Here is a 25,120-nt window from a genome sequence, read left to right as displayed (position 1 = left end):
GGCGGGCTTTTTCTTGCGGAGCCGGTTTGCGTTCGCTCCCCGGTCCCCGGTCCCGAACATGCGACAATAGCCGGCCGTAAAACCCCGCCAGCCGCTGTGGCCCGCATCGACCAGACTCCTTTCGAGATCGCCATTTCCGGTCTCACCCACGACGGCCGCGGCGTTGGCCGCCGCCCCGATCCCAAGGCCCCCGACAGCGCCGGCAAGGCGATATTCGTCGCCGGCGCGCTGCCCGGCGAGCGGGTCATGGCCAAGCAGACGGCGCGTTCGCGCAGCTTCGACGAAGCCGTCGCGGTGCAGGTGCTGCAGGCCTCGCCCGACCGCGTCGATCCGCGTTGCGCGCATTTCGGCGTGTGCGGCGGCTGCGCGTTGCAGCATCTGGCCGAAGACCAGCAGATCCTGGCCAAGCAGCGCGTGCTGATGGAGAACTTCGAGCGCATCGGCCACGTCATGCCCGAGCGGGTGCTGCCGGCGCTGACCGACTCGGCCTGGGGCTACCGGCGCAAGGGCCGGTTCTCGGTGCGCCGGGTCGAGAAGAAGGACAAGACCCTGGTCGGTTTCCGCGAGACCGATCCGCGCTTCGTCGCCGACATTTCCCGCTGCGAAACGGTGATCCCGGCCATCGGCGACAAGGTCGCGGCGCTGGCCGCGCTGATCGACGGCATGGACGGGCGCCGCGAGATTCCGCAGGTGGAGTTCATCGGCGGCGACCGCATGGACGATCACGACGGCATCGCGCTGACCTTCCGCCACCTCGCGCCGCTGTCGGACGGCGACCGCGACAAGCTGGCCGCGTTCGGCCGCGAGCACCGCTTCGCGATCTTCCTGCAGCCCGGCGGCATCGACACCGTGCATCCGCTGTGGCCGGCCGATCCGCAACTGCAGTTCTCGCTGCCGGACTGGGACCTGCGGCTGAAGTTCCGTCCGCTCGATTTCATCCAGGTCAACGCCTCGCTCAACGGCCGCATGATCCAGCACGCGCTGGACCTGCTGGAGCCGCAGCCCGAGGATCGCGTGCTCGACCTGTTCGCCGGCCTCGGCAACTTCACCCTGCCGCTGGCGCGGCGCGTGCGCGAGGTGGTCGGGGTGGAAGGCGAGGCCGGGCTGGTGCAGCGCGCTCGCGAGAACGCTGCGCACAACGGCCTGGGCAACGCGCAGTTCTACGCCGCCGACCTGGGCAAGGACCTCAGCGGCGAGCGCTGGATGCGCGAAGGCTTCGACCGCCTGCTGCTGGACCCGCCGCGTTCGGGCGCCGACTTCGTGCTGACCCAGCTGCCGCTGAAGCAGTTCAAGCGCATCGTCTACGTCAGCTGCCATCCGGCCTCGCTGGCGCGCGACGCCGGCTACCTGGTGCGCGAGAAGGGCTGGAAGCTGCGCGCGGCGGGGGTGATGGACATGTTCCCGCATACCGCGCACGTGGAATCGATCGCGATGTTCGAGCGCTGAGGCGCGCGGCTCGCGTCGCGACTGCAGCCGCCCGCATCTTTCGCAAGTCTCGCAGACCTCGCACGCCTCACGCGCCTCACACGCCGTCATTCCGGCGAAAGCCGGAACCCATTTTGCTGTTGCGGTTGGCTGCTGGGCTTGGAAAGCAAAGGCAAAATCAAAATGGGTTCCGGCTTTCGCCGGAATGACGGCGAGGGCGAGGGCGAGGGGACGGCGACGGACCTGCCGCGGCGCGGGCAGTGGTGGATTCCGCCGGCGATGGTTGCGGCGGCTGCGCGCGGACGATGGGTTCGGCGTGGTTTTTACTTGAGGACATTCCCGTGGGCATCGAAATCGAACGCAAGTTTTTGGTCACTTCCGACGCCTGGCGCGCCGCCGCGCACAAGGTGGTGCCGATGGCGCAGGGCTATCTCAACGATCTGGCGGCGATGGACACCGGCGCGATGAAGGCCTCGGTGCGCGTGCGCATCGCCGGCGAGGACGCCTTCCTCAACCTCAAGTCGCGCGAACTCGGCCACACCCGCCAGGAATTCGATTACCCGATCCCGGAGCGCGACGCGCGCGACCTGCTGGCGCTGTGCGTGGGCGGGCTGGTCGACAAGCGCCGCCACTACGTCGAACACGCCGGGTTTGTGTGGGAAGTCGACGAGTTCCTCGGCGACAACGCCGGGCTGGTGGTGGCCGAGGTCGAGCTGCCGAGCGCCGATGCGGCGTTCGACAAGCCCGTCTGGGCCGGGCGCGAGGTGACCGAGTCGGCGCGTTACTACAACCTGGCGCTGGCGACCCGGCCGTTCTCGCAGTGGAGCCAGGCCGAACGCGACGGCGAGGGCTGATCCAGACCGGGCTGCTGGCTTTCGTGGGCCGCCCGACTCGTGGGGCAGGGACCCTCGTGGGAGGGACTTCAGTCCCGACGCTTTCGGCTCCGATCGCCCCGAGCTGGCACGAAAGCGTCGGGACTGAAGTCCCTCCCACAAGAGCGCCCAGACGGGCGCCTCTCCCATCGGAGCATCCCGACTCAAGCGCTTCCCATGAACGCCGGGCGCGAGGCCCTTTCCGCCGCCGGCCGCCCCGGGATGCCCCGCCGCCGCATCTGCGCGACAATGCCCACGGCGCCGACCGCGCCGCAATCCTCCTCACAGGAGTCTCCGCATGCTCGTGATCGGCGTCGCCGGTACCGAACTCAACGAACAGGAACGCGACTGGCTGCAACACGAAGCGTGCGCCGGCGTGATCCTGTTCGCCCGCAATTTCGCCTCCAGGGCCCAGGTCGCCGAGCTCTCGCAGGCGATCCGCGAAGCCGCGCCGCGTCCGCAACTGGTCTGCGTGGACCAGGAAGGCGGCCGCGTGCAGCGCTTCCGCGAGGGCTACAGCGCGCTTCCGCCGTTGCAATCGCTCGGCAAGCTCTACGCCCAGGACCGCGAGGCCGCGCTCAAGCTGGCCGAGGAGCACGCCCAGCTGATGGCGGGCGAAGTCCAGGCCAGCGGCGTCGACCTCAGCTTCGCCCCGGTGGTCGACCTGGGCCGCGGCAACCTCGCCATCGGCAACCGCGCCTTCGACGCCGATCCGCAGGTCGTGGCCGAGTTCACCCGCGCCTACATCCGCGGCATGCACGCGCGCGGCATGGCCGCGACGCTGAAGCATTTCCCCGGCCACGGTTCGGTCCTGGCCGACACCCACTTCGACCAGGCCGCCGACCCGCGCAGCCTCGAGGACCTGCGCAAGACCGACCTGATCCCGTTCGTCGCCGGCATCGAGGCCAAGGCCGACGCGGTGATGATGGCGCACGTGTCGTATCCGGCGGTCGCGCCGGAACCGGCCGGCTATTCGCGGCTGTGGATCGAGGACATCCTGCGCAAGGAGATGGGCTTCCGCGGCGTGGTCTTCAGCGACGACATCGGCATGGCCGCGGCGTTCTCCGCCGGCGGCGTGCGCGCGCGCATCGACGCGCACCTGGACGCCGGTTGCGACGTGGTGCTGGTCTGTCATCCGCAGTTGGTAGAAGAGTCGCTGCAGGCGGTCGCCGGCCGCCCGCTCAACACCGCCGCGCTGGTGGGCCTGATCGGCCGCGGCGCGATGGGCTGGGACGGGCTGATCGCCGACGCCCGCTACGCCGACACCCGCACCCGTTTGGAAGGACTGGCTTGATGAGCAACCACGACCTGGCCGCCGCGTTGGAAAACGCCGACCTGATCTTCGACCGCCGCAGCCTGGAGCGCGAGATCGCGCGCATGGCCGTGCGCATCCGCAACGACTACGCCGGCGCGCGCCCGGTCTACCTGACCGTCATGCACGGCGGCCTGCCGTTCGCCGCGCAACTGGCGATGGAACTGGGCCAACGCGGCCTGGACCTGGAATTCGACTACCTGCACGCGACCCGCTACCGCGGCGCCACCACCGGCGCCGACCTGGTGTGGAAGCACCGCCCGGCCACGCCGCTGCGCGGGCGCCGGGTGCTGCTGGCCGACGACATCGTCGACGAAGGCCACACCCTGCACGCGATCCGCGCCTGGTGCCTGGAGCAGGGCGCGGCCGAGGTGCGCATCGCCGCGCTGGCGGTGAAGGCCCACGACCGCTGCGTCGAAGGCCTGTGCGCCGATTACGTCGGCGTCGAAGTGCCCGACCGCTACGTGTTCGGCTACGGCATGGACTTCCACGAGCAGGGCCGCAACCTGCCGGCGATCTACGCGCTGCGCTGAACGCTTCAGCCGCGTTCGCGGCAACCCGTCACACGGCTCGCGCGCGCCCGGCGCGCGCGGCCTTCCCCGCATCGATCCGGATCCGCATCCCATGACCCAACCCATCGACCTCGCCGTGATCGGCGGCACCGGCCTGTACCGCATCGCCGAACTGCAGGACGTCGAATCGCATCTGCCGGTGACGCGCTACGGCGCGCCGTCGGGCCCGGTCCGCATCGGCCGCCTCGGCGAGCGCCGCGTCGCCTTTCTCGCGCGCCACGGCGAAGGCCATTCGCTGCCGCCGCACCAGATCAACTACCGCGCCAACCTCGCCGCGTTGCAGGCGCTGGGCGCGACGCGCGTGCTCGCGCTCAATACGGTCGGCGGCATCACCGAGCGGTTCGGCCCGCGCGTGCTCGGCTGCCCGGATCAGCTGATCGACTACACCTGGGGCCGCATCTCGACGATCTGCGAGGTCGCTTCCGAAGGAAGCGGGGGCACCGAAGTGCTGCACGTGGATTTCGGCGAGCCCTACACCCGCGCGCTGCGCGCCGCGGTGCTGGCGGCGGCGCAGCGCGCCGGCGTGGCGCTGGTCGACGGCGGCTGCTACGGCGCGACCCAGGGCCCGCGCCTGGAAACCCGCGCCGAGATCGCGCGCATGCGCCGCGACGGCTGCGACCTGGTCGGCATGACCGGCATGCCCGAAGCCGGCCTCGCGCGCGAGCTGGGGCTGGACTACGCCTGCCTGGCGATCGTCGCCAACTGGGCGGCCGGCGCCGGTCCCGATCCGGACGAAGTGATCACCCTGCAGGATGTGCTCGACAACGTCGCCGCGGCATCCTCGGGCTTGCCGGCGCTGCTGCAGGCGCTGTTGGACGCGCCCTGAGTGATCGCGGTCGCATAAATGCGATCGCGCATGCGCGAGGTGACCGGAAATTCCCTCATTTCACGTGTTCGATGCCGTCACGCTGAGCCGTTGTCATCCAATGGCACAGTTTGCATACTCGCCGGTGCGTCAAACGCCACGCGGCGGCGACGCACGTCAACGCATCCAGCATGAGGTCAATAAGGATATGCAGTACGGCACCGTGAAGTGGTTCAACGACGCCAAGGGCTTCGGTTTCATTTCTCCCGAAGATGGCAGCGCGGATGTATTCGTGCATTTCTCCGCGATCAACGCCAAGGGCTTCCGCAGCCTGCAGGAAGGCCAGCGCGTCAGCTACCAGCTGACCCAGGGCCCGAAGGGCGCGCAGGCTTCGGAAGTCACCCCGCAGGCCTGATCGATCGTATTGCCCGTCGCGCGGGCTTCGGCGTATCGCCTTACCGTTCCACATGGACAGGTTCGTTTCGGACAGGTTCGTCGGACAGTTTCCAAGGCCTCGCTTCGGCGGGGCCTTTTCTTTTGCGGGGCTGTTGTGGCAGGGCCACCGGGCCCGACGCTGTCCGGCCCGATCGCGCTGTGAAGCCGGTATGGAAGCGCCGCTCTAATCGCCGGGGTCTAGAATCGACTGGGTCTAGAACCGCCTGGGTCTAGAACCGCCTGGATCTAGAATCGCGAAGAACCCGCAGGAGCAACGCAACTCATGGACACGTCCGCCGAACTGCCGCCGTTCGCCACCCACGCGGTCGCCAACCAGCCGCCGCCGTTCGCGCCGCGCGACCTGTGGGCCGACGACGCGGCCCTGCGCGAAGCGGTCGAGCGCGAGGGCGGCGGCGCCTTCACCGCGCGCCTGCAACGCTACGGCGCCTTCGCCGGCGACGGATTGCTGGCGCTGAGCGTCGACGCGCACCGCGACAAGCCGCGCTTGCGCAGCCACGACGCCTTCGGCCATCGCATCGACACGGTCGAGTTCCATCCCAACTATCACGCGATCATGGGCGCGGCGATCGAACACGGCGTCGCCGGCCTGTCCTGGCACGAGCCGGCGCCCGGCGCGCACGTCGCGCGCGCGGCGCTGAGCTACCTGCACCATCAATCCGAACCCGGCACCAGCTGCCCGCTGACCATGACCCACGCCAGCGCGCCGGTGCTGCGCCACGCGCCGGCGCTGGGCGAGTGGATGCGCAAGGCCGCCGCGCCGCATTACGACGGCCGCGACGTCGCCGCCGCCGACAAGCCCGGGCTGACCCTCGGCATGGGCATGACCGAGAAGCAGGGCGGCTCGGACGTGCGCGCGAACCAGACCGTCGCCACCGCGATCGGCAACGACGAGTACGAACTGGTCGGCCACAAATGGTTCTTTTCCGCGCCGATGTCCGACGGCTTCCTGGTCCTGGGCCAGGCGCCCGCCGGCCTGACCTGCTTCCTGCTGCCGCGTTGGCATCCGCACGGCGGCAAGAACGCGCTGCGGCTGATGCGGCTCAAGGACAAGCTCGGCGACTGGTCCAACGCCTCGTCGGAGGTGGAGTTCCAAAACGCCTGGGCGCAGCGCGTGGGCGAGGAAGGCCGCGGCGTGGCGACCATCATCGAGATGGTGATGTTGACCCGGCTGGACTGCATGCTCGGCTCGGCCGGCGAGATGCGCATGGCGCTGAGCCAGGCCCTGCACCACACCCGCCACCGCCGCGCGTTCGGCAAGCCGCTGGCCGAGCACGCGCTGATGCGCAACGTGCTGGCCGACCTCGCGCTGGAATCCGAAGCCGCCACCGCGCTGACGATCCGGGTGGCCGGCGCGATCGACCGCGCGCCGCGCGATCCGCGCGAGGCCGCGTTGGCGCGCATCGCCACCGCGATCGGCAAGTACTGGATCTGCAAGCGCGCGCCGGCGTTCGTCAACGAGGCGCAGGAATGCCTGGGCGGCGCGGGCTACGTCGAGGAATCGCTGCTGCCGCGCCTGTACCGGCAGGCGCCGCTGAATTCGATCTGGGAAGGCAGCGGCAACATCCAGTGCCTGGACGTGCTGCGCGCGCTGGCGCGCGAGCCCGAGGCCGGGCAGGCGCTGCTGGCCGAACTCGACGCCGCGCGCGGCCGCGACGATTGGCTCGATGCGCGGATCGATCCGCTCGCCGACGCCTTGTCGGGCCGCACGCCGCTGCCGGAAGCGCAGATGCGCAGCTGGGTCGAACGCTTGGCGCTGGCGCTGCAGGGCGCGCTGCTGCTGCGCGCCGGCAGCCCGGTCGCGGCCGCGTTCTGCCGCAGCCGCCTCGGCGGCGGCCACGGCCTGGGCTTCGGCACCTTGCCCGACGAACTGGATTTCGTCGCCATCGCCCAGCGCGGAGTGCCGGCATGAGCGCGTCCCTGCGTTCGAACCGCGCGATCGGCGCGATGCCCGCGATGGCAGCGGCCGCGCTGCTGGCCGTCGCGCTGGCCTGGGCCGCGCCGGCGTCGGCGCGCACGCCGCCGGCGATGGCGGCCAAGGCCGAGCAGGCCGACTTCATCGTGGTCGACAAGTCGGCTCGGCGCATGCAGTTGCTGCGCGGCGGCAAGGTGCTCAAGAGCTACGCGATCCTGCTCGGCGACGCGCCGACCGGGCACAAGCGCCAACAGGGCGACGAGCGCACGCCCGAGGGCGAGTACCGCATCAGCGGGCGCAACCAGAACAGCCGCTTCCATCTGTCGTTGCGGGTGTCGTATCCGAATGCGGCCGACCGCAAGCAGGCGCAGGCGCGCGGCGTCGATCCGGGCGGCGACATCATGATCCACGGCGGTACGCCGCCGGGCTATCGGCGCGACTGGACCGACGGTTGCATCGCGGTGACCGATCGCGAGATCGAAGACATCTGGAGCCGGGTCCCGACCGGCACGCCGATCCGCATCGATCCCTGAGCGCGTCGCAAGCCCGGACCGCGGTCCGGGCTTGCGCGTCGCACCGCGCGCACCGATTCGTATCGACGATTGAGATGCGCGCGGTGCACACTGGCGCGATCGTCCGACACTGGAGCCGTTGGGTATGGGCATGACCTGGAGCGCCACCGCCATGGATCCCGCGCGCGCCGCCGCGCTGCTGGAACAGTCGCGGCAGATCGAGGAAGCCTTGTACGAGCGCGACGATCAGGCCGCGCAGGACGCCTATCTCGACAAGGCCTGGCATGCGATCCATTTCGTCCTGACCGGCTCGGCCTGGACCGGCGAAGCGCCGTGGGCCTGGGCGATCCTCGGCGGCACGCCGGTGAACGAGGACGACGACGCCAGCTGGCGCCACCTGCCGGCCGAGCAGGTGCGCGAAATCGCGCAGGCGCTGGCCGCGCTGCCGCCGGCCGAATTCGCCGAGCGCTTCGACGCGCAGGCGCTGGCCGACGCGCAGATCTATCCCGACGTGATCTGGCTGCGCGACGGCGAGGACGCCAAGCAGTACGTGCTGGATTACTACGCGCAGCTCAGCGGCTTCTACGCGGCCGCCGCGGCGCGCGGCGACGACGTGTTCGCGACCATCGGTTGAGCCGGGCGAAAGACGGCATGCGCGGGAACCGGCGATGAAGGCGGACGCGGCCACGCGCCGATGGCGCATCGCCTCGTGGCTGGCCGCCGCGGCGTCGCTGGCGCTGCCGGTCGCCGCCTACCTGCTGCAGAAGCGCGAACTGGACGCAGCGATGCACACGCACCATGGCTACGTTTGCGGCTTGCCGTACCTGGCGGCGATGCTGTCCAGCGTGCTGTTCGCGGCGGTGTTGTCGCTGGCGGCGATGCTGTGCAGCTGGCGCGCCTGGCGCCGCCTGCCGCCGCCACGATCGATAGCGCGCACCTTGGAGGTCGCCGCGGTCGGCATCGCGCTCTGGTTGCTGTTGCTGCTGGCCGGCGCGATCAGCGCGCTGTACTGAGCGCTTGCGCGTCGCATGCCGCGCAGGGCCGGCGGCGAATGCCGGTGCTGCGATCGACGAGGTGCGCATGCCGAATGGCCCGCTGCGTATCGCGCTGCGGCGATGGGCGCGGCCGCCCGGCGCGTCAGCGCAATCGCTCGGCGTAGCGCTCGCGTACGTGTCGATTGATGTAGGTGGCCAGTCCGCGCCCGGCCTCGGCCAGGGCCTGCATGTGCGCGATGGCGGCCGAGCCGGCGCTGGCGCGGGTGTAGAGATAGACCGAGCCGTCGGCGAACTCCACCGAGATCGCGTCGAGGCCGAGTTGATAGGCGCGCACGCCGGAGCGCCCGCTCAGGTTCCGATAAGGTTTCATCGCGTGATCGATTCGCCTGAATACGCCTGTCGACGTGTTTTCTCGCGCGCCGACGATACCGCCGGTCGCGCGTAGCCGGACCAGACCTTCAGCTTCGCGCGATTGGGTGTAAGGTCGGGTGAGACGGCATCGTGCCGTCGCGGGAGGTGCGCCATGCGTGGTTCACGTAAATCCCAAGCCCTGGCCTTGCTGGCCCTCGCGGCGGTGCCGCCGCCGGCGCACGGTTCGGACTTTTCCTTCGCCCTGTTCTGGCTCGGCCGCGGCGTCGGCGTATTCGCGCTGTGCGCGTTGGCGGCGTGGATCTGGGCGCAGAGCCGGCATTCGTCGTAGCGCTTCGGTTCGGGCGAAAAGCGTCGGGGCTGAAGCCCCTCCCACAAAAGCGGACCCGAAGTTGGCGATGCTTCCGTAGAAGGAACTTCGCTTTGGCGGAAGGGTTTGGCTTTTGTGAGAGGGCTTGGCTTTTGTGGAAGGACTCGGCTCTTGTGGGAGGGGCTTCAGCCCCGACGCTTCCGTTTCCGCTCGCCTTGAGCTGCAACCCAAGCAAACTCCATCGACCGCGCGCGCGAACGCAGCGCTTTCGTGGCCCATAGCGCACATGCACGAACAAACACACTCGCGCCGATGCGTTGCATCGCAACACGCGAGCGCACGCGATTCGTGCCGAATTTACGCGCGTCTACTCGATCGATGCGAACTCGCGCGATTCGATGAACGACTCGCTCATCTTCCGCAATGCGCTACCGAATGCGCGATCTTGTGACACGCCTCGAACTGTGCGTGTGACCCGGCCTTGCGCGCGCATCTTGCACGCGCGGCGCAGTTCTTTTTAGCTGACACAGCCTCGCGAATCGAACGCCAAGGGATGGCGCGCGCCTTCGCCGATCACGGGCCGCCGTTTGCGCAACGGCGTCGCGAAGCCGCCAGGCTTCATCTTCGATCCATGTCAGATTCCCTCAGGAGTTCCTCGCATGTACGTATCGAACCACCGTTCGCGCCGGATCGCGCGCGCTTCCGTCTTCTGCGTCGCCGCCGCGCTGGCTGCGATGTCTTCCGGCGCCGCGCTGGCGTCCGAGCAGGTCAGCCCCGAGCTGAAATTCGCCATGCAGCGCGATCTGGGCATCTTCCCGGCGCAGCTGCCGCAGTACCTGCAGACCGAAAAACTCGCCCGCACCCAGGCCGCGGCGATCGAGCGCGAGTTCGGCGCGCAGTTCGCCGGCAGCTGGATCGAGCGCAATCAAGACGGCAGCTTCAAGGTCGTCGCCGCGACCTCGGGCGCGCGCAAGTCGACCACGCTGGGCGGGGTGGAAGTGCGCAACGTGCGCTACAGCCTCAAGCAGCTGCAGGCCTCGATGGATCAGCTCGACGCCGGCGCCAACGCGCGGGTGAAGGGCATCAGCAAGCCGCTCGACGGCGTGCAGAGCTGGTACGTCGACGCGCAGACCAATTCGATCGTGGTCAAGGTCGACGAAGGCGCGACCGACGCCGGCGTCGATTTCGTCGCGCTCAGCGGCGCCGACAGCGCGCAGGTGCGGATCGAGCGTTCGCCCGGCAAGCTGCAGACCACGGCCAACATCATCGGCGGCATCGAATACTCGATCAACAACGCCTCGCTGTGCTCGGTCGGTTTCTCGGTGACCCGCGGCGCGACCAAGGGCTTCGTCACCGCCGGCCATTGCGGCACGGTCAATGCGGTCGCGCGCATCGGCGGCGCCCAGGTCGGCACCTTCGCCGCGCGCGTGTTCCCGGGCAACGACCGCGCCTGGGTCAGCCTGACCAGCGCGCAGACCCTGCTGCCGCGCGTGAGCAACTACAGCGGCGGCTACATCACCGTGCGCGGCAGCAGCGAAGCCGCGGTCGGCGCGGCGGTGTGCCGTTCGGGCCGCACCACCGGCTACCAGTGCGGCACCATCACCGCCAAGAACGTCACCGCCAACTACGCCGAAGGCGCGGTGCGCGGCCTGACCAACGCCAACGCCTGCATGGGCCGCGGCGATTCCGGCGGCTCGTGGATCACCAGCGCCGGCCAGGCGCAGGGCGTGATGTCGGGCGGCAACGTCCAGTCCAACGGCAACAACTGCGGCATTCCGGCCTCGCAGCGCAGCAGCCTGTTCGAGCGCCTGACGCCGATCCTGAGCCAGTACGGCCTGACCCTGGTCACGGGCTGATCCGCTCGCCGAGCCATCCGCGGCGCCGCGCCTGCAGCGCCGTCGATGCGAACGCCCCGCCGTGTGCGGGGCGTTTTTTTGTGAGCCGCGTTTGCGCGCGCGTGCGCGTGGCGAAACGCGCGTTGCGTTTCGTGCGCCGGCGACGCGTAGTCGCGCGAACGTCGATGCGCGATGCGGCTGGCGTTCTAGGATTCGTCCGAATCTTGCGCGTTCTGTGACTGCATGCGGCGCGAGCGCGCAGCCATCGCGCCGGATCGGCTTGTGCGGCCGCGGCGCTTGCTTCTATCTGGAAACGGCCCCGCGCAGCCGCGTCGCGCTCGATCTGAGCCGGCGTCATCGACGGCTGCATCGGAGGCCGCGGACCGGCGCGCCGGTCCATCCCCGTCCTGTCCAAGGAGTTCCCGCATGACCGTTTCGCAATCCGTTCGTCGCCCCGTGGGCCGCTCGCTGTTGCTGGCGCTGGCCTCGACCGCCGCATTCGCGTCCGTCCAGGCCGTCGCCGCCGAGCCGATCGACCCGCGCCTGCAGCAGGCGATGCAGCGCGATCTCGGCGTTTCCGCCGAGCGCTTGCCGCAGTACCTGGCGACCCAGCGTCTGTCGCTGCAGCAAGGCGCCGCGGCGCAGCGCGCGTTGGGTTCGACCTTCGCCGGCAGCTGGATCGAGCGCAAGGCCGACGGCAGCTTCGGTTTCGTGGTCGCGACCTCGGGCACCGGCAAGGCGGCGCGCAGCCTTGCCGGGGTGGAAGTGCGCAACGTGCGCCACAGCCTGCTTCAGCTGGAGCGATCGTTCGCGGCCCTGGATGCGCAGTCGAACGCGCGCGTGCCGGGCATCAGTAGGCCGTTCGCGGGCGTGCAGTCCTGGCGCGTCGATCCGGTCAGCAACGCGGTCGTGGTGACCGTCGCGCCCGGCGCCATCGGCGAAGGCGTGGAGCTCGTCGCGCTCAGCGGCGCCGATGCCGGCGCGGTGCGCTTCGAGACCGGCGAAGGTTCGCCGCAGCTCACCGCCGAAGTCGTCGGCGGCATCGAATACAGCTGGCCGGTCGGCAGCCAGTTCGGCGTGTGCTCGGTCGGCTTCCCGGCGACCAAGGGCTCGGTCCGCGGTTTCGTCACCGCCGGCCACTGCGGCACCGTCGGCAAGAACGTGAACGTCGGCAACCGCGCCAGCCTGATCCCGCTGGGCACCTTCGCCAACTCGGATTTCCCCGGCACCGACATGGCCTGGGTCACGATCAACGCCAACCACACCTTGTCCGGCCGGGTCAGCAACTACAGCGGCGGCTTCGTTTCGGTGAAGGGCAGCGTCGAGGCGCCGATCGGCGCGGCGTTGTGCCGCTCCGGCCGCACCACGTTCTACAAGTGCGGCACCATCCGCTCGAAGAACGTCACCGTGAACTACCGCGAGGGCACCGTCCGCGGCCTGACCGAATCCAACGTCTGCACCGGCGGCGGCGATTCGGGCGGCTCGTGGATCACCGCCGACGGCCAGGCTCAGGGCGTGACGTCCGGCGGCCAGATACCGTTGGGCGCTCCCGACAATTGCTCGGTCGCGGCGTCTTCGCGGGTGACCTGGTTCCAGCCACTGAAGCCGATCCTCAGCAAGTACGGCGTCACCCTGGTCACCCACTGATCGGGCGATGCCGCCGGCGGCGTCCCGCGCCTTGCGGGATGTCGCCGGCGCCGGCGCGCCCGGGCGCGCGCAGGGCGTTTACGGCGAGCGGACGGCGAACGCGGACGCGCCGCGGGGCGTTACCACTGCGGCCCGTTCGGCACCGGCTCGGCCAGCCATTGCGCGCGGCTGGCCGGAGCCAGCTCGCCCGCGTCGCGGCTGCGCTGCGCATCGCGCTTGAGCGTCACCATCTGCCGCTCGCCGGCCTCGCTTGGGGCATAGCCGCTGCGATGGAGCAGGGCGCCGCTGAGGGTCTTCGCGCCCAGGGTGCCGTCGAACTCGAACAGGTCGCGGCTGGGGCGGCCGTCGGGGCCGGAATCCTTGCTGAACTCCTGGCCGATCGTGAGCTTGGCGCGGAACGACAGCTTGCCGCTGGCGGCGTCGTAGCGCACGTCCTGCAGGCGCCCGCGCGGGGTGTCGCCGACCATGCCCTGGGAGGAATAGAACAGGCCGAACACGACGCCGTTCTCGCGGTAGAGCTCGACGTCGTAGCCTTCGGCATGCGGGTCCTCGCCGCCGCTCACGCGCACGTTGCTGTAGACGCCGACGGTTTCCACCGCGGCTTGCGCGGCGGCCGCCGGCGCGCGCGCGGCCAGCGACGGCGTCGCGGCGAACGCCAGGGCGAGAGAAAACGCGAAGCTCGCGATCCGATGCATGTTTGGTTCCATTAGAGGCGGTGCGGCCGAGCGCCGGCCGCTGCGTTCGTTCGGCTGCGCCCGAGCGGCGCGGTTCAATCCAGGAACTGCAGCTTGGCCAGTTCCGCGTACAGGCCGCCCTGCGCCAGCAGCGCCTCGTGGGTGCCCTCGGCGACGATGCGGCCGCGATCCATGACCACGATCCGGTCGGCCTTGAGCACGGTCGCCAGGCGATGGGCGATGACCAGGGTGGTGCGGCCCTGCATCAGCGCTTCCAGCGCCTGTTGCACGGCGCGCTCGCTCTGCGCGTCGAGCGCGCTGGTGGCTTCGTCCAGCAGCAGGATCGGCGCGTCCTTGAGCAGGGCGCGGGCGATCGCGATGCGCTGTTGCTGGCCGCCGGACAGGCGCGCGCCGCGCTCGCCGAGTTCGGTCGCCAGGCCCTGCGGCAAGTCTTGGATGAAGTCGGTGGCGTGGGCCGCGCGCACCGCTTCGTCGAGTTCGGCGTCGCTGGCGTCGAGGCGGCCGTAGCGGATGTTCTCGCGCGCGGTGGTGGCGAAGATGGTTGCCTGCTGCGGCACCAGGGCGATCGCGCCGCGCAGCTGGCCGAGGTCGGCCTCGCGCACGTCGACGCCGTCGACGCGCACCGCGCCGTGCTGCGGGTCGTGGAAGCGCAGCAGGATCGAGAACACCGTGCTCTTGCCGGCGCCGGACGGGCCGACCAGGGCCACGGTCTCGCCGGGGTTCACCCGCAGCGTGAAGTCCTGCAGCGCCGGCAGGTCGGGGCGCTGCGGGTAATGGAAACCGACCTGGTCGAACACGATCTCGCCGCGCACCGGCTGCGGCAGCGGCCGCGGCTGCGCCGGCGCGACCACCGCGCTGCGTTCCGACAGCAGTTCGCCGATCCGGCCCATGCCGCCGGCGGCGCGCTGCAGGTCGTTCCAGACCTCGGCCAGCGCGCCGACCGAGCCGCCGCCGATCAAGGCGTAGAGCACGAACTGGGCCAGGGTGCCGCCGGTGAGGCGGCCGGCGACGACGTCGTGCGCGCCCGACCACAGCACCAGGGTGATCGCGCCGAACACCAGGGTGATGGCGATGGCGGTGACCCAGGCCTGGGCGCGGATGCGCTTGCGCGCGGTCTTGATCGCGGTCTTCAGCGATTCGCTGAAGCGGCCCTGTTCGTAGGATTCGCGCGCGTGCGCCTGGACCGTGCGCACCGCGCCGAGGGTTTCGCTGGCCAGGGTGTTGGCGTCGGCGATGCGGTCCTGGCTGGAGCGCGAGATGCGCTGCAGCCGGCGCCCGCCGGCGACGATCGGCAGTACCGCCAGCGGAATGCCGACCAGGGCGTAGGCGGCCAGGCGCGGGCTGGTGACGAACAGCATGCCGAGGCTGCCGACGAAGGTGACCAGGCTGCGCAACGCCACCGACATGCTCGATCCGACCACGCTGCGCAGCAGCTCGGCGTCGGCGGTCAGGCGCGAGACCAGTTCGCCGCTGCGGTTGCGGTCGTGGAAACCGGCATCGAGCGCGATCAGGTGGCGGTAGAGCTGCTCGCGCAGGTCCGCGACCACTTTTTCGCCCAACACAGAAACGAAGTAGAAGCGCGCCGCGGTGGCCAGGGCGAGGGCGATGGCGACCGCGAACAGCAGCAGGAAGGCGCGGTCGATCGCGCCGCTGCCGCCGCCGGCCGCGCTCTGGGCGAAGCCTTGGTCGATCATGGTCTTGAACGCGACCGGCAGGGTCAGGGTGACGGCGCTGGAGGCGGCCAGGGCGAACAGCCAGGCGACGAACAGGACGCGGTACTTGCTGACGAACGGCCACAGGATGCGCAGGCTGCCGATCGGTGCGGTGTCGCGGGATGGGTCGGCCTTCGGGCCGGCGCTGGCATCGGTCATCGGAATTTCAGGCAGGGGAGGGTGGCGCGTCCGGTTCGGACAGACGCACGCGATTACGGGTGGCGTCGCGCAACTGCGCTTTCAAGGCATCCAGCTGCGCGGCCGGCAGTCGCACGCGCACCCGCGCGCCGGCGGCGTCGAAGCGCTCGTCGGCCTTGTCCGCGCCGAAGGCGTTGAGTGTCGCATGGACCGCGCCGGTGTCCGCGAACGGATACGCCAGTTCCAGTTCGGCGTAGGTCACCAACTCGCGACGCGGCGCGCGCCGCAGGCATTCGGCCGCGGCGCCGCCGTAGGCGCGGACCAGGCCGCCGGCGCCGAGCTTGATGCCGCCGTACCAGCGGGTCACCACGACCACGGCCTGGTCGCAGCCCTGGCCGTCGATGGCGGCCAGGATCGGCCGGCCGGCGGTGCCGGAGGGCTCGCCGTCGTCGTTGAAGCGGTATTGGGCGCCGATCCGGTAGGCCCAGCAGTTGTGGGTCGCGGCCGGGTCGGCGACTTCGGCCAGGAACGCCAGCGCCGCCTCGGGCGTGGCGACCGGCGCGGCCAGGGCGAGGAAGCGGCTGTGCTTGACCTCGATCGCGTGGCGCGCGCGTTCGGCCAGGGTCGTGGCCGCGCTCATCGCGGCGTTCCGCGGCGGCGCGCGAGCGGCGCGCCCATCAAGGCGCGCTCATTCGAGCAGCGACCGCAGGTCCTTGGGAATGCGGGCGCGCGGGTGGGCGCGGCGGAACTCGCGCAGGTCCTGGCGGGCGAGATCGAGCTCGCCGTCGTCGCGGTACTGGCGGATCCGCTCCAGCCATTGTTCCGGCGCCAGGGCATTGGCGTGTTGCGACGGGCCGATGCGCGAGCCGGTGATCTGGACCCGCTCCAGAACGGTGGCGTCGGCGGCGTTCTGCTGCGGCGGCGCGGCGCGTTGGGCCTCGGCGGCGATCTGCGCGTTGGCCGCGGCTTCGGCCGGCGGCGCGGCGACCGGGCGCTCGGCTTCGCGACGGCTCAGGCCCTCGACCTGGCCGGCGGCGCGCTTGCTCTCGGCGGCCGGCTGGCCTCGCGCGCGGGCGGCGCCAGCCGCGCCGCAGCGGCGGGAGCGCTGTAGCCGTAGCCCTGCGCGGCGGGCGGCGCGATGGCCGGAGCCGGCGCGGGCGGCGGTGGCGGGGCCGGCGGAGCATCGGCCGGCGCGGGCATCGCCTGGGTCGATTGCGCCTGGGCGGCGCGCGGGGCCTCGCTCTTGGCGCGGCGGTCGAGTTCGCGTGCTGCGGGCGGCGCGGCATCGGCGGCCGCGCGCTTTTCGGCCGCGTGGTTCTCCACCGCCTTGCTGGCCGCGGCGCGGCTTTCGAGCGCACGGTCTTCGACCGGCGGGGACTCGGCCCGTGCCGGGGCGGGGGCGGGTTTCGCCAGCACCGGCGCGGGCGGGAGGTCCTCGATCGGCATCGGCTCGGGCGGTTGCGGCGCGGCGAGGACATCGGCCGCCGGAGCGCGTTGCGCCGGCGCCGAGGCGGGCAGGCCGGGCAGGGCGGGCGCCTGTGCGGCGGCGCCGGCCGGCATCTCGGGCACGGCGATCGCGGCGTCGGCGGCGGCATCGGCGCCGGCCTCGGCCTGCGGCATCGCCGCCACGGCCGGGGCGGCCTGTTCTTCGCTGGGCGCCGAGGGCGCCTTGTCGAGCGGGCGCAGCTGCCACGCCACGCCGACGGCCAGGGTCAGCGAGGCGGCCACGCCGATCCACGCCGGCCAACGGGTCTTGTTCGGCCGGGCGCGCGGCGCGCCGGCCTGCGGCGCGGTCGGGCGCGCCGGTGCGGCCTGGGGCGCGGCAGCCTGTGGGGCTGCGGCTTGCGGGGCTGCGGCTTGCGGCGCCGCGGCCAGCGGCGCAGCGGCCAACGCCGCGGCCGCCTGGGACGCCGCGTCCGGCACCGGTTCAGCCGCCACGGCGGCACGCGCCGCGGCGAGGATCGCGGCGTCCAGCGCCGCCGACGGACCATCGTGCGGACCCAGCCGCAGCAGCCGCTCGGCCAGGTCGCGCTCTTCCGGCGACAAGGGATCGGGAGCGTCGGGACGGCGGTTCATTCGGTCAACCTCGCGCGCAGCTTGTCCATCGCGTACCGCAGCCTGGACTTCACCGTTTCCCGACCCACCCCCGTAATGGCGCCGATTTCTTCCAGGCTCAACTCTTGTTCCAGGCGCAGCAGCACCACCTCGCGCTGCTCCTCGGGCAATTCCTCGATCGCGCGCTGCAAGCGGCGGCGCTGCTCGAATTCGGACAGCTCGCGCTCCGGCGTGGTCGGATCGGGCACGCGCGCGGCGCGCTCGTCGCCGTCCTCCGGCGTCGCCGGGCGGTGCTTGAGCCCGCGCCAGTAGTCGTTCAGCCGGTTGTGCGCGATCCGGAACAGCCAGGTATTGAACTGCGCGTCCGGCTTCCAGCCCTGGCGCGCGCCGATCACCCGCTGCCACACGTCCTGGAAGAACTCGTCGGCCAGGGCCGAATCGCGCAGCTGGCGCAACAGGAAGCGGTACAGCGGGCCGCGGTGGCGTGAGTACAGGACTTCGAACGCGCCGGCGTCGCCGGCCGCCCAGGCCAGCATCAGCACGTCGTCGCTCGTGTCCGCAGCGGTGTTCATCGGCGGCAGGTTACGGGCAGACGGCGCCGACGGGAAGCGCTTGCTTGCCGCGGCCGGGTCGTATAGCGGGAGCTGGAGCGCCAGGATCATGACGGGAACAACGGATCACGACGCCGGGCGGGGTTTGCGGCCTGCCGTCGGTGTAAAGCTCGCGTTATCCTTCGGGGGCTCGAAAACGGGCGGTAGTGGACAGGCGGTCCGGTGCACGGCGATCGGGTGCGGAATGATGCGATGCGAACGGCAACGGTGAGCGACGCGGCCGAGGGCGCCTGGCCCGGCCAGGCGTTGGCGGCCGCGCTGCTGGAAGCGCTGCCGGCCGGTTCGCAGATCGCGGTGAGCTGGCGCACCGCCCAGGGCCAGGTGGCCGAATCCTTCACGCCCGGCGCCGACGGCGCCCTGCGCGCGAGCGCGCTGGACCGACTGGAATGCGACCCGCCGGCCATCGGCGCTTCCGACGAACGCTACGCCGACCGGATCGAGGCGGCGTGGTGGCTGCAAGACCGCAGCCGCGCCAGCCTGGCGGTGCAGATGCCGCGCGCGCTGCCGGCGTGGCTGCGCGCCGGCTGGCTGGCGATGGCGCGCGGGTTGGTCGCGGCCGAACTGGCGGCGCTGCGCGCGCACGCCCGCGCCGAGGCGCTGGAGAAGTCCGAGCGCCTGCAGCAGGCGCTGTTCGGCATCGCCGACCTGGCCGGTTCCGGGCTGGAGATGAGCGACCTGCTCAGCCGCATCCACGGCGTGGTGTGCGGGCTGATGTACGCCGAGAATTTCTACATCGTGCTCTACGACGACATCGCCGACACGATGCGTTTCCTCTACTTCGCCGACCGCCACGACCCGTACGTGGCCAACCCGCTGCAGGTCATCCGCGGCGAGGACATGCCGACCAGCCTGACCCTGGCCCTGTTGCGCCACGGCGAGCCGCTGCAGGGCAGTTCGACGCAGCTGCGCGAACGGCTGAGCGTGCCGCACGACGAGCGCCACGGCCCCGACAGCGCCGACTGGCTCGGCGTGCCGATGCGGCGCGAGGAACGGGTGTGCGGCGCGGTGGTGGTGCAGAACTACGACAGCGCCGACAGCTACGGCGAGGAAGACCGCGCGCTGCTGGCGTTCGTGGCCCAGCACATCCTCACCGCGCTGGACCGCTATCGCGCGCGCGAGGAACTCGAACGGCGGGTCGCCGAGCGCACCTATGCGCTGCAGCTCAGCAACCGCGACCTGCAGGCCGAGATCATCGAGCGCCAGCGCGCCGAACGGCTGCAGCGCGCGCTGTTCCGCATCGCCGAACTGACCATCACCTCCGACACCCTGGAGCGGTTCTACTCGCAGGTCCACGACGTGGTCAGCGAGCTGCTGTACGCGCGCAATTTCTATATCGCGCTGCTGTCCGACGACGGCGAGCGGCTGCAGTTCCCGTATTCGATCGACGAACGCGACATGATCCGCGAGGCGCGCCAGTTCGCCGGCGGCCTGACCGAGTTCGTGATCCGCCAGGGCCGTCCGCTGCTGGCCGACCGCCACCGCATCGCCGAACTCAACAGCCGCGGCGAAGTGCGCAGCCACGGTTCGGCCGCGCACTGCTGGCTGGGCGTGCCGCTGTACCGCGACGACGCCGTGGTCGGGGTGATCGCGATCCAGAGCTATTCGCGCGCGATCAGCTTCAACGCCCGCGACCAGGAGCTGCTGACCTTCGTCGCCCACCACATCAGCATCGGCCTGGCGCGCAAGCAGGCCCAGGACCGGCTGCTGACCGCGCACGGCGAACTCGAACAGCGCGTCGCCAGCCGCACCCGCGAGCTGGCCCACACCAACGCCGAGTTGGTCGCGCAGATCGGCGAACGCGAGAGCGCCGAGCGCAAGCTCACCCACCTGGCCCTGCACGATCCGCTGACCGAGCTGCCCAACCGCAGCCAGCTGCTGGAACGGCTCGACCACGCCATCGCCCGCGCGCGTCGCGAACAGCGTCCGTTCGCGGTGCTGTTCCTCGACCTGGACCGGTTCAAGCTGGTCAACGACAGCGTCGGCCACGCCGCCGGCGACGAGCTGCTGGTGGAAAGCAGCCGCCGCATCGTCGGCGCGGTGCGCGGCGAGGACATGGTGGCGCGGCTCGGCGGCGACGAATTCGCGATCCTGGTCGAACACATCGACGGCCTCAACGTGGCCGAGGAACTGGCCCAACGCGTGCTGCGCGCGCTCGGCGAGCCGTGCTGGGTGGCCGGGCGCGAGGTGTTTCCCTCGGCCAGCGTCGGCATCGCCTTGTGGCATCCGCGCTACCGCAACGGCATCGAGCTGCTGCGCGACGCGGATGCGGCGATGTACCGGGCCAAGGGCGCCGGGCGCGGCCGCTTCGCCGTGTTCGACGAGGAAATGCGCGAGCAGGCGGTGCGCATCCTCGACCTGGAAGCCGACCTGCGCCGGGCGATCAACTCCGACGCCTTCATCGCCTACTACCAGCCGATCGTGCGGCTCGACGACGGCGTCGCGATCGGCCACGAGGCGCTGCTGCGCTGGCGCCACGAAAAACGCGGTTTGCTGCTGCCGCGCGAATTCATCGGCCTGGGCGAAGACAGCGGCCTGATCGAGGAAGCCGACTGGATCCTCTACGGCCGGGTGATCGAGGAACTGGCGCGCGGCGGCGAGGGCTATATCTCGGTCAACGTCTCGCCCAAGCACTTCCGCGCCGGCGACTTCGCCGACCGCCTGCTGCGCATGCTCGACCGCGCCGGCGCCGACCCGCACCGGCTGCGCATCGAGATCACCGAGGTGGCCTTGCTCGACGACGTGCCGCGCGCGTTGCGGATGCTGCGGACCTTGCGCAGCCATGGGGTGCTGGCGCAGTTGGACGATTTCGGCACGGGATTTTCCGCGTTGTCGTACCTGCATCGATTCCCGATCGAATGTCTGAAGATCGATCAGAGTTTCGTCGCGGGCTTGGTCGGCGAATCGCGGCCGGAGAGCGTGGCGGTGGTGCGCGCGATCCAGGCCCTGGCCGGCACCCTGGGCATCCACACCATCGGCGAAGGCGTGGAGACGCCGGCGCAGCGCGCGGTGCTGCGCGAACTGGGCTGCGCGTTCGGCCAGGGCTATCTGTTCGGCCGCCCGGCCGAGCGCATGCGTAGCGTGCAGCCCGCCGTGGGCGAATAGTCGGTGCCTACAGGGACTTCGGCCATAAAAAACGCCGCCGGAGCCGATCGCGACGGGCCTGACTGCGTCGCGAATCGAACCCCGGCGGCGTGCACCACGCCTTAGTGGCTGATCGCCACGTCCGCGGTCGGCTTGAGCTCGCCGATCTGCGCCTTGGCCCGCTCGACCAGGCGCACGAACTCGGCGCGCTGGCCCGAGGCATCGGCCGTCTTCACTCCACGCGCGGCGCCGAGGATCTGCTCCCAGCCCCAGCCGTCGTATTGGCTGCCGCCGCGCAGCGCGTCGGCGAAGGCCGCGACCGAGGCGGCCATGCGCAGCGAATCGCTGGCGACGGCGCGGCGGCTGGAATTCAGGATCGGGGTTTCGATCAGCTGGCTGCGGTCTTCGCCGGGACGCTTGTAGCGCAGCTTGAGGTTGGCCATCTCGCCGTTGCCGCCGCTCGCGGCCGGCGCGGCCTGGGCGTAGCGCAGCGGCGGCAGGCGGTTGGCCTTCGAGCCGACCGGGGTGATCTCGTACAGCGCGGTGACTTCGTGGCCGGCGCCGATGTCGCCGGCGTCGACCTTGTCGTTGGCGAAGTCCTCGCGCTTGAGCAGGCGGTTTTCGTAGCCGATCAGTCGGTACTCGGCGACCTGCGCCGGATTGAACTCGATCTGGATCTTGACGTCGCGGGCGATGGTCATCAGCGTCGAACCCATCTCCTGCACCAGCACCTTGCGCGCTTCCTGCACGGTATCGATATAGGCGTGGTTGCCGTCGCCGACGTCGGCCAGCTTCTCCGACAGTTCGTCGTTGTAGTTGCCGGCGCCGAAGCCCAGCGTGGTCAGGGCGATGCCGGTCTTGCGCTGGTCGGCGACCAGGGTTTCCAGCGCGTCGGTGCCGACCGTGCCGACGTTGAAGTCGCCGTCGGTGGCCAGGATCACCCGGTTGACGCCGTTCTTGATGAAGCCCTGGCGCGCGGTCGCGTAGGCCAGGCGGATGCCGTCGCCGCCGTTGGTGCTGCCGCCGGCCTGCAGGCGTTCGAGCGCGTCGAGGATCTCCTGCTGCTTGTCGCCCGGCGTCGGCGCCAGCACCAGTCCGGCGGAGCCGGCGTAGACCACGATGGAGATGCGGTCCTGCGGCCGCAGCTGCCGGGCCAGCATCGAGAATGCGCTCTTGAGCAGCGGCAGCTTGTCGGGCGAGTTCATCGAGCCGGAGGTGTCGATCAGGAACACCAGGTTGGCCGGCGGCAGGTTCTGCTTGGGCACCTCGAAGCCCTTGATGCCGATCATCAGCAGCTGCCGCTGCGCGTTCCACGGCGCCGGCGCCAGTTCGGTGGAGACCTTGAACGGCACCGCGCGCGAGGTCGGCGCCGGGTGGCCGTAATCGAAGTAGTTGATGAACTCTTCCGCGCGCACCGCGTCGGCCGGCGGGCGGATGCCGTCGTTGAGCATGCGCCGCACGTTGGCGTAGCTGCCGGTGTCGACGTCGATGGAGAAGGTCGACAGCGGCTGCTCGCTGGCGCGCTGCACCGGATTGTCCTCGCGCGCGGCGTACTTCTCGGTGTTGGCTGCCTGCTGGTAGAACGGCGGGGGCGGCGGCGGGGCCGGCGCGGGCGCGATGAAGCCTTGCGGCGCGGCGGCGAGCTTGGCGCGCGCATCGGAGCGGCGCATCGGCGCCGGCGCGACCCGCGAGCCGGTGACCTGGACGCGTTCCAGGGCGTCGGCCATCGGCTTGGCCGTCGCCGCCGGCGCGGATTGCTCCACGATGGGCTGCGCGGGCAGTGTCTGTATCGCCGGCGACTGGACGTTGGCGGCGGCGTCGACCGGCGCCGCGGCCGGCGCGGCCTCGGCCTGCTTGTCGGCCGGACTGCCGGTGGACTGGCAACCGGCCAGGGCGAAGGCGGCGAGCAGCGCCGCGCTGAGGCAATGGAGGGCGAGGCGCGGCGACTGCGGACGGGCGACGGCGGACATGGTGGCTTCCCTGGTGTGTGGACCTGGGAAGGCGAACGGGCGGGGTCGGTGGGTGGGGTTAAGCGGGGCGATTTTTTTGGAGGGGGCGTTTCCCTCAGACCGTCACTTCCCCCACAGCCCGTCACTTTTCCCCAGCCCGTCATTCCGGCGAAAGCCGGAACCCATTTTGATCTTGCCTTTCCGCTCTTCCCGCACGAAAAGTCGGAGCGAAAATCAACATGAATTCCGGCTTTCGCCGGAATGACGGGGAGGGGGATGGGCGCTTGCGGAGGGTGGCGCGGCGTGGCTGGTGGCGGAGTGAGGCAGAGCGAGGCGGGGTGGTTCCGGGCTTCGGATGCGGCCGGGGTTACACCGCTTCGGCTGGATCGCGTATCACCAGCAACCGCTGCTCGCTCATGTCCTCGATCGCGTAACGCACGCCCTCGCGGCCCTGGCCGGAATCCTTGACTCCGCCGTACGGCATGTTGTCGACGCGGAAGCTCGGCACGTCGCCGACGATCACCCCGCCGACGTCGAGCCGGTCCCAGGCGCGCATGGCGTGGTCGAGGCGGCCGGTGAAGACGCCGGCCTGCAGGCCGAAGTCGCTGTCGTTGACTCGGTCGATCACGGCGTCGAAATCGTCGAACGGCTCGATCAGCGCGACCGGGCCGAAGGCTTCCTTGCGGTACAGCTCGGCGTCGCGCGGCACGTTCTCCAGCAAGGTCGCCGGGATCATCGTGCCCTGGCGCGCGCCGCCGGCGATGCGCTTGGCGCCGCCCTTGAGCGCGGCGTCGATCCACGCCTGGATGCGCTGCGCGGCCTGTTCGTCCACGACCGGGCCGATGAACGTGCTCTCCTCGCGCGGATCGCCCATGCGCAGCGCGCCGACCGCGGCCTTGAGCTTCTTGCGCAGCTTGTCGTAGACATCGGCGTGGGCGTAGATGCGCTGCACGCTGATGCAGCTCTGGCCGCTTTGGTAGTAAGCGCCGAACACCAGCCGCTCGACCACGTGGTCCAGGCTCGCGCCGGGATCGGCGTCGACGATGCAGGCCGCGTTGCCGCCCAGTTCCAGGGTCACTTTCTTCTTGCCGGCGCGGGCCTTGAGGTCCCAGCCGATCAGCCCGCCGGTGAAGCTCAGCAGCTTGATCCGCTCGTCCTCGACCAGCAGCGAGGCGTCCTCGTTGGAGCAGCACAACACCGAGAACGCGCCTTCGGGCAGGTCGGTCTCGGCCAGGATCTCGGCGATGATCAGCGCGCCGACCGGGGTCTTGATCGCCGGCTTGAGCACGAACGGGCAGCCGGCGGCGATGGCCGGGGCGACCTTGTGCGCGACCAGGTTCAGCGGGAAATTGAACGGGGTGATGAAACTGCACGGGCCGATCGGCACGCGCTTGACCATGCCGCGGTAGCCGCGCGTGCGCGGCGAGATCTGCAGCTCCAGCAGCGTGCCCGGGTCGCGCGTGGCCTCGCCGGCGGCGATGCGGAAGGTATCGATCAGGCGGGTCACTTCGCCGCGCGCGTCCTTGATCGGCTTGCCGGCCTCGATGCACAGCGCCAGCGCCAGTTCCTCGAAGCGCTCGCCGAAGCGGCGCACGCAGTGTTCGAGCACGTCGCGGCGGCGGTCCGGGGCGAACTGCGCCATCGCCTCGCGCGCCTTGTGCGCGGCGACGATGGCCTTGCGCACCGCCGCCGCGTCGGCCATCGCCACGCGGGTGGCGCGCTTGCCGCTGTATTTGTCCAGCACGTCGAGGTCGCCGTTGGCGGCGACGGCGCGGCCGGCGAGGTAGTAGGGATAGCTGCTCTTCAGTCCCTTGGCGGGCTTGGCGGCTTTGCTTTTCTTCTCGGACTTGGCCATGA

Annotated in this window: 23 protein-coding genes and 2 pseudogenes; 16 read left to right on the top strand and 9 right to left on the bottom strand. The window is 70.8% G+C overall.

Annotated features, from left to right (window positions below):
- Positions 1–96 precede the first annotated feature (96 nt).
- The 3 genes and pseudogenes from rlmD to RDV84_RS27080 all read left to right on the top strand — a co-directional run.
- Positions 97–1,446 (top strand): 23S rRNA (uracil(1939)-C(5))-methyltransferase RlmD, encoded by a 1,350-nt coding sequence (gene rlmD / locus RDV84_RS23530; protein ID WP_309151818.1) that lies wholly within the window; start codon positions 97–99, stop codon positions 1,444–1,446.
- Positions 1,447–1,766: 320 nt separating this feature from the next.
- Positions 1,767–2,279: a CYTH domain-containing protein gene (locus tag RDV84_RS23525; RefSeq protein WP_057947001.1), complete on the top strand. Its 513-nt coding sequence runs from the start codon at positions 1,767–1,769 to the stop codon at positions 2,277–2,279.
- Positions 2,246–2,413, top strand: a pseudogene (locus tag RDV84_RS27080) (DUF6053 domain-containing protein); the annotation flags it as partial. The gene RDV84_RS23525 and the pseudogene RDV84_RS27080, both read left to right, overlap by 34 nt.
- Here RDV84_RS27080 and RDV84_RS27075 read toward each other — a convergent pair.
- Positions 2,344–2,583 (bottom strand): annotated as a pseudogene (locus tag RDV84_RS27075) (DUF6053 domain-containing protein); the annotation flags it as partial. The pseudogenes RDV84_RS27080 and RDV84_RS27075 overlap by 70 nt on opposite strands.
- A 12-nt stretch (positions 2,584–2,595) precedes the next feature.
- Here RDV84_RS27075 and nagZ point away from each other — a divergent pair.
- From nagZ to RDV84_RS23485, 8 genes are all read left to right on the top strand, one after another.
- On the top strand, positions 2,596–3,591 hold the full coding sequence (gene nagZ / locus RDV84_RS23520; protein ID WP_057947002.1) for a beta-N-acetylhexosaminidase: 996 nt from the start codon (positions 2,596–2,598) through the stop codon (positions 3,589–3,591).
- Complete coding sequence (locus RDV84_RS23515) at positions 3,591–4,142, top strand: hypoxanthine-guanine phosphoribosyltransferase (protein WP_057947003.1); 552 nt, start codon at positions 3,591–3,593, stop codon at positions 4,140–4,142. Before nagZ ends, RDV84_RS23515 begins: the two co-directional genes overlap by 1 nt.
- Before the next feature lie 91 nt (positions 4,143–4,233).
- The gene (locus RDV84_RS23510) at positions 4,234–5,007 is read left to right on the top strand and encodes an S-methyl-5'-thioinosine phosphorylase (protein ID WP_309151817.1); all 774 of its coding nucleotides are present in this window, start codon (positions 4,234–4,236) and stop codon (positions 5,005–5,007) included.
- 187 nt (positions 5,008–5,194) lie between these two features.
- Positions 5,195–5,401 carry a cold-shock protein gene (locus RDV84_RS23505; protein WP_057947005.1) on the top strand — a complete coding sequence of 69 codons (207 nt, stop codon included), beginning with the start codon at positions 5,195–5,197 and terminating at the stop codon, positions 5,399–5,401.
- A 303-nt stretch (positions 5,402–5,704) separates the two neighbouring features.
- Positions 5,705–7,351 (top strand): acyl-CoA dehydrogenase family protein, encoded by a 1,647-nt coding sequence (locus tag RDV84_RS23500; protein ID WP_309151816.1) that lies wholly within the window; start codon positions 5,705–5,707, stop codon positions 7,349–7,351.
- A complete protein-coding gene (locus tag RDV84_RS23495) occupies positions 7,348–7,887 on the top strand; it encodes a L,D-transpeptidase family protein (RefSeq protein ID WP_309151815.1) in 540 nt (179 codons plus the stop codon). The genes RDV84_RS23500 and RDV84_RS23495 overlap by 4 nt, the downstream gene beginning before the upstream one ends.
- 124 nt (positions 7,888–8,011) lie before the next feature.
- Positions 8,012–8,500, top strand: coding sequence for a YfbM family protein (locus RDV84_RS23490; protein WP_309151814.1), 489 nt, complete (start codon positions 8,012–8,014; stop codon positions 8,498–8,500).
- A gap of 34 nt (positions 8,501–8,534) precedes the next feature.
- Entirely contained in the window at positions 8,535–8,879 is a 345-nt protein-coding gene (locus tag RDV84_RS23485; RefSeq protein ID WP_309151813.1) for a hypothetical protein, read from the top strand.
- A gap of 124 nt (positions 8,880–9,003) precedes the next feature.
- Here RDV84_RS23485 and RDV84_RS23480 read toward each other — a convergent pair whose 3' ends face one another.
- Positions 9,004–9,231, bottom strand: a complete 228-nt coding sequence (locus RDV84_RS23480; RefSeq protein WP_057947010.1) for a hypothetical protein — start codon at positions 9,229–9,231, stop codon at positions 9,004–9,006.
- A gap of 153 nt (positions 9,232–9,384) precedes the next feature.
- On the opposite strand from RDV84_RS23480, the gene RDV84_RS23475 reads away from it, so the two are divergent.
- The 3 genes from RDV84_RS23475 to RDV84_RS23465 all read left to right on the top strand — a co-directional run bounded on the left by RDV84_RS23475 (position 9,385) and on the right by RDV84_RS23465 (position 13,022).
- On the top strand, positions 9,385–9,561 hold the full coding sequence (locus tag RDV84_RS23475) for a hypothetical protein (protein ID WP_158229844.1): 177 nt from the start codon (positions 9,385–9,387) through the stop codon (positions 9,559–9,561).
- Between the two features lie 638 nt (positions 9,562–10,199).
- Positions 10,200–11,396, top strand: a complete 1,197-nt coding sequence (locus RDV84_RS23470) for a S1 family peptidase (RefSeq protein ID WP_250443555.1) — start codon at positions 10,200–10,202, stop codon at positions 11,394–11,396.
- Between the two features lie 405 nt (positions 11,397–11,801).
- Positions 11,802–13,022: a S1 family peptidase gene (locus tag RDV84_RS23465; RefSeq protein ID WP_309151812.1), complete on the top strand. Its 1,221-nt coding sequence runs from the start codon at positions 11,802–11,804 to the stop codon at positions 13,020–13,022.
- Between the two features lie 119 nt (positions 13,023–13,141).
- Here RDV84_RS23465 and RDV84_RS23460 read toward each other — a convergent pair whose 3' ends face one another.
- The 3 genes from RDV84_RS23460 to RDV84_RS23450 all read right to left on the bottom strand — a co-directional run bounded on the left by RDV84_RS23460 (position 13,142) and on the right by RDV84_RS23450 (position 16,207).
- Positions 13,142–13,717: a hypothetical protein gene (locus RDV84_RS23460; RefSeq protein ID WP_309151811.1), complete on the bottom strand. Its 576-nt coding sequence runs from the start codon at positions 13,715–13,717 to the stop codon at positions 13,142–13,144.
- A gap of 74 nt (positions 13,718–13,791) precedes the next feature.
- On the bottom strand, positions 13,792–15,588 hold the full coding sequence (locus RDV84_RS23455) for an ABC transporter transmembrane domain-containing protein (RefSeq protein ID WP_309151810.1): 1,797 nt from the start codon (positions 15,586–15,588) through the stop codon (positions 13,792–13,794).
- A gap of 7 nt (positions 15,589–15,595) precedes the next feature.
- On the bottom strand, positions 15,596–16,207 hold the full coding sequence (locus tag RDV84_RS23450) for an IMPACT family protein (RefSeq protein WP_123648828.1): 612 nt from the start codon (positions 16,205–16,207) through the stop codon (positions 15,596–15,598).
- Between RDV84_RS23450 and RDV84_RS23445 the strand changes: the two genes are divergently transcribed.
- A complete protein-coding gene (locus tag RDV84_RS23445; protein WP_309151809.1) occupies positions 16,151–16,678 on the top strand; it encodes a hypothetical protein in 528 nt (175 codons plus the stop codon). The genes RDV84_RS23450 and RDV84_RS23445 overlap by 57 nt on opposite strands.
- Here RDV84_RS23445 and RDV84_RS23440 read toward each other — a convergent pair.
- Together RDV84_RS23440 and RDV84_RS23435 are read right to left on the bottom strand one after the other, a co-directional pair.
- Positions 16,579–17,643, bottom strand: coding sequence for a hypothetical protein (locus tag RDV84_RS23440; RefSeq protein WP_309151808.1), 1,065 nt, complete (start codon positions 17,641–17,643; stop codon positions 16,579–16,581). The two genes, RDV84_RS23445 and RDV84_RS23440, sit on opposite strands and share 100 nt — an antisense overlap.
- Complete coding sequence (locus RDV84_RS23435) at positions 17,640–18,194, bottom strand: RNA polymerase sigma factor (protein ID WP_057950039.1); 555 nt, start codon at positions 18,192–18,194, stop codon at positions 17,640–17,642. Before RDV84_RS23435 ends, RDV84_RS23440 begins: the two co-directional genes overlap by 4 nt.
- Before the next feature lie 231 nt (positions 18,195–18,425).
- Between RDV84_RS23435 and RDV84_RS23430 the strand changes: the two genes are divergently transcribed.
- On the top strand, positions 18,426–21,335 hold the full coding sequence (locus RDV84_RS23430) for a bifunctional diguanylate cyclase/phosphodiesterase (RefSeq protein ID WP_309151806.1): 2,910 nt from the start codon (positions 18,426–18,428) through the stop codon (positions 21,333–21,335).
- A gap of 101 nt (positions 21,336–21,436) precedes the next feature.
- On the opposite strand, the gene RDV84_RS23425 is transcribed toward RDV84_RS23430, so the two are convergent.
- On the bottom strand, positions 21,437–23,284 hold the full coding sequence (locus RDV84_RS23425; RefSeq protein WP_309151805.1) for a vWA domain-containing protein: 1,848 nt from the start codon (positions 23,282–23,284) through the stop codon (positions 21,437–21,439).
- A 346-nt stretch (positions 23,285–23,630) separates the two neighbouring features.
- Positions 23,631–25,118, bottom strand: a complete 1,488-nt coding sequence (locus RDV84_RS23420) for an aldehyde dehydrogenase family protein (RefSeq protein WP_309151804.1) — start codon at positions 25,116–25,118, stop codon at positions 23,631–23,633.
- Between the last annotated feature and the right edge of the window lie 2 nt (positions 25,119–25,120).

The sequence above is a fragment of the Lysobacter yananisis genome, from assembly GCF_031199375.1.
In the GTDB taxonomy this organism is placed as follows: domain Bacteria; phylum Pseudomonadota; class Gammaproteobacteria; order Xanthomonadales; family Xanthomonadaceae; genus Lysobacter; species Lysobacter yananisis.
This window is presented reverse-complemented; position numbering and strand designations above follow the sequence as displayed.

Coding starts and splice junctions, on each gene's coding strand:
- RDV84_RS23495 (WP_309151815.1), top strand. CDS start 7,348: ATGAGCGCGTCCCTGCGTTCGAACCGCGCGATCGGCGCGATGCCCGCG.
- RDV84_RS23455 (WP_309151810.1), bottom strand. CDS start 15,588: ATGACCGATGCCAGCGCCGGCCCGAAGGCCGACCCATCCCGCGACACC.
- RDV84_RS23485 (WP_309151813.1), top strand. CDS start 8,535: ATGAAGGCGGACGCGGCCACGCGCCGATGGCGCATCGCCTCGTGGCTG.
- RDV84_RS23420 (WP_309151804.1), bottom strand. CDS start 25,118: ATGGCCAAGTCCGAGAAGAAAAGCAAAGCCGCCAAGCCCGCCAAGGGA.
- RDV84_RS23430 (WP_309151806.1), top strand. CDS start 18,426: ATGCGAACGGCAACGGTGAGCGACGCGGCCGAGGGCGCCTGGCCCGGC.
- RDV84_RS23505 (WP_057947005.1), top strand. CDS start 5,195: ATGCAGTACGGCACCGTGAAGTGGTTCAACGACGCCAAGGGCTTCGGT.
- RDV84_RS23510 (WP_309151817.1), top strand. CDS start 4,234: ATGACCCAACCCATCGACCTCGCCGTGATCGGCGGCACCGGCCTGTAC.
- RDV84_RS23475 (WP_158229844.1), top strand. CDS start 9,385: ATGCGTGGTTCACGTAAATCCCAAGCCCTGGCCTTGCTGGCCCTCGCG.
- RDV84_RS23500 (WP_309151816.1), top strand. CDS start 5,705: ATGGACACGTCCGCCGAACTGCCGCCGTTCGCCACCCACGCGGTCGCC.
- RDV84_RS23470 (WP_250443555.1), top strand. CDS start 10,200: ATGTACGTATCGAACCACCGTTCGCGCCGGATCGCGCGCGCTTCCGTC.
- RDV84_RS23460 (WP_309151811.1), bottom strand. CDS start 13,717: ATGCATCGGATCGCGAGCTTCGCGTTTTCTCTCGCCCTGGCGTTCGCC.
- RDV84_RS23440 (WP_309151808.1), bottom strand. CDS start 17,643: ATGAACCGCCGTCCCGACGCTCCCGATCCCTTGTCGCCGGAAGAGCGC.
- RDV84_RS23425 (WP_309151805.1), bottom strand. CDS start 23,284: ATGTCCGCCGTCGCCCGTCCGCAGTCGCCGCGCCTCGCCCTCCATTGC.
- RDV84_RS23435 (WP_057950039.1), bottom strand. CDS start 18,194: ATGAACACCGCTGCGGACACGAGCGACGACGTGCTGATGCTGGCCTGG.
- RDV84_RS23450 (WP_123648828.1), bottom strand. CDS start 16,207: ATGAGCGCGGCCACGACCCTGGCCGAACGCGCGCGCCACGCGATCGAG.
- RDV84_RS23465 (WP_309151812.1), top strand. CDS start 11,802: ATGACCGTTTCGCAATCCGTTCGTCGCCCCGTGGGCCGCTCGCTGTTG.
- RDV84_RS23490 (WP_309151814.1), top strand. CDS start 8,012: ATGGGCATGACCTGGAGCGCCACCGCCATGGATCCCGCGCGCGCCGCC.
- nagZ (WP_057947002.1), top strand. CDS start 2,596: ATGCTCGTGATCGGCGTCGCCGGTACCGAACTCAACGAACAGGAACGC.
- RDV84_RS23480 (WP_057947010.1), bottom strand. CDS start 9,231: ATGAAACCTTATCGGAACCTGAGCGGGCGCTCCGGCGTGCGCGCCTAT.
- RDV84_RS23515 (WP_057947003.1), top strand. CDS start 3,591: ATGAGCAACCACGACCTGGCCGCCGCGTTGGAAAACGCCGACCTGATC.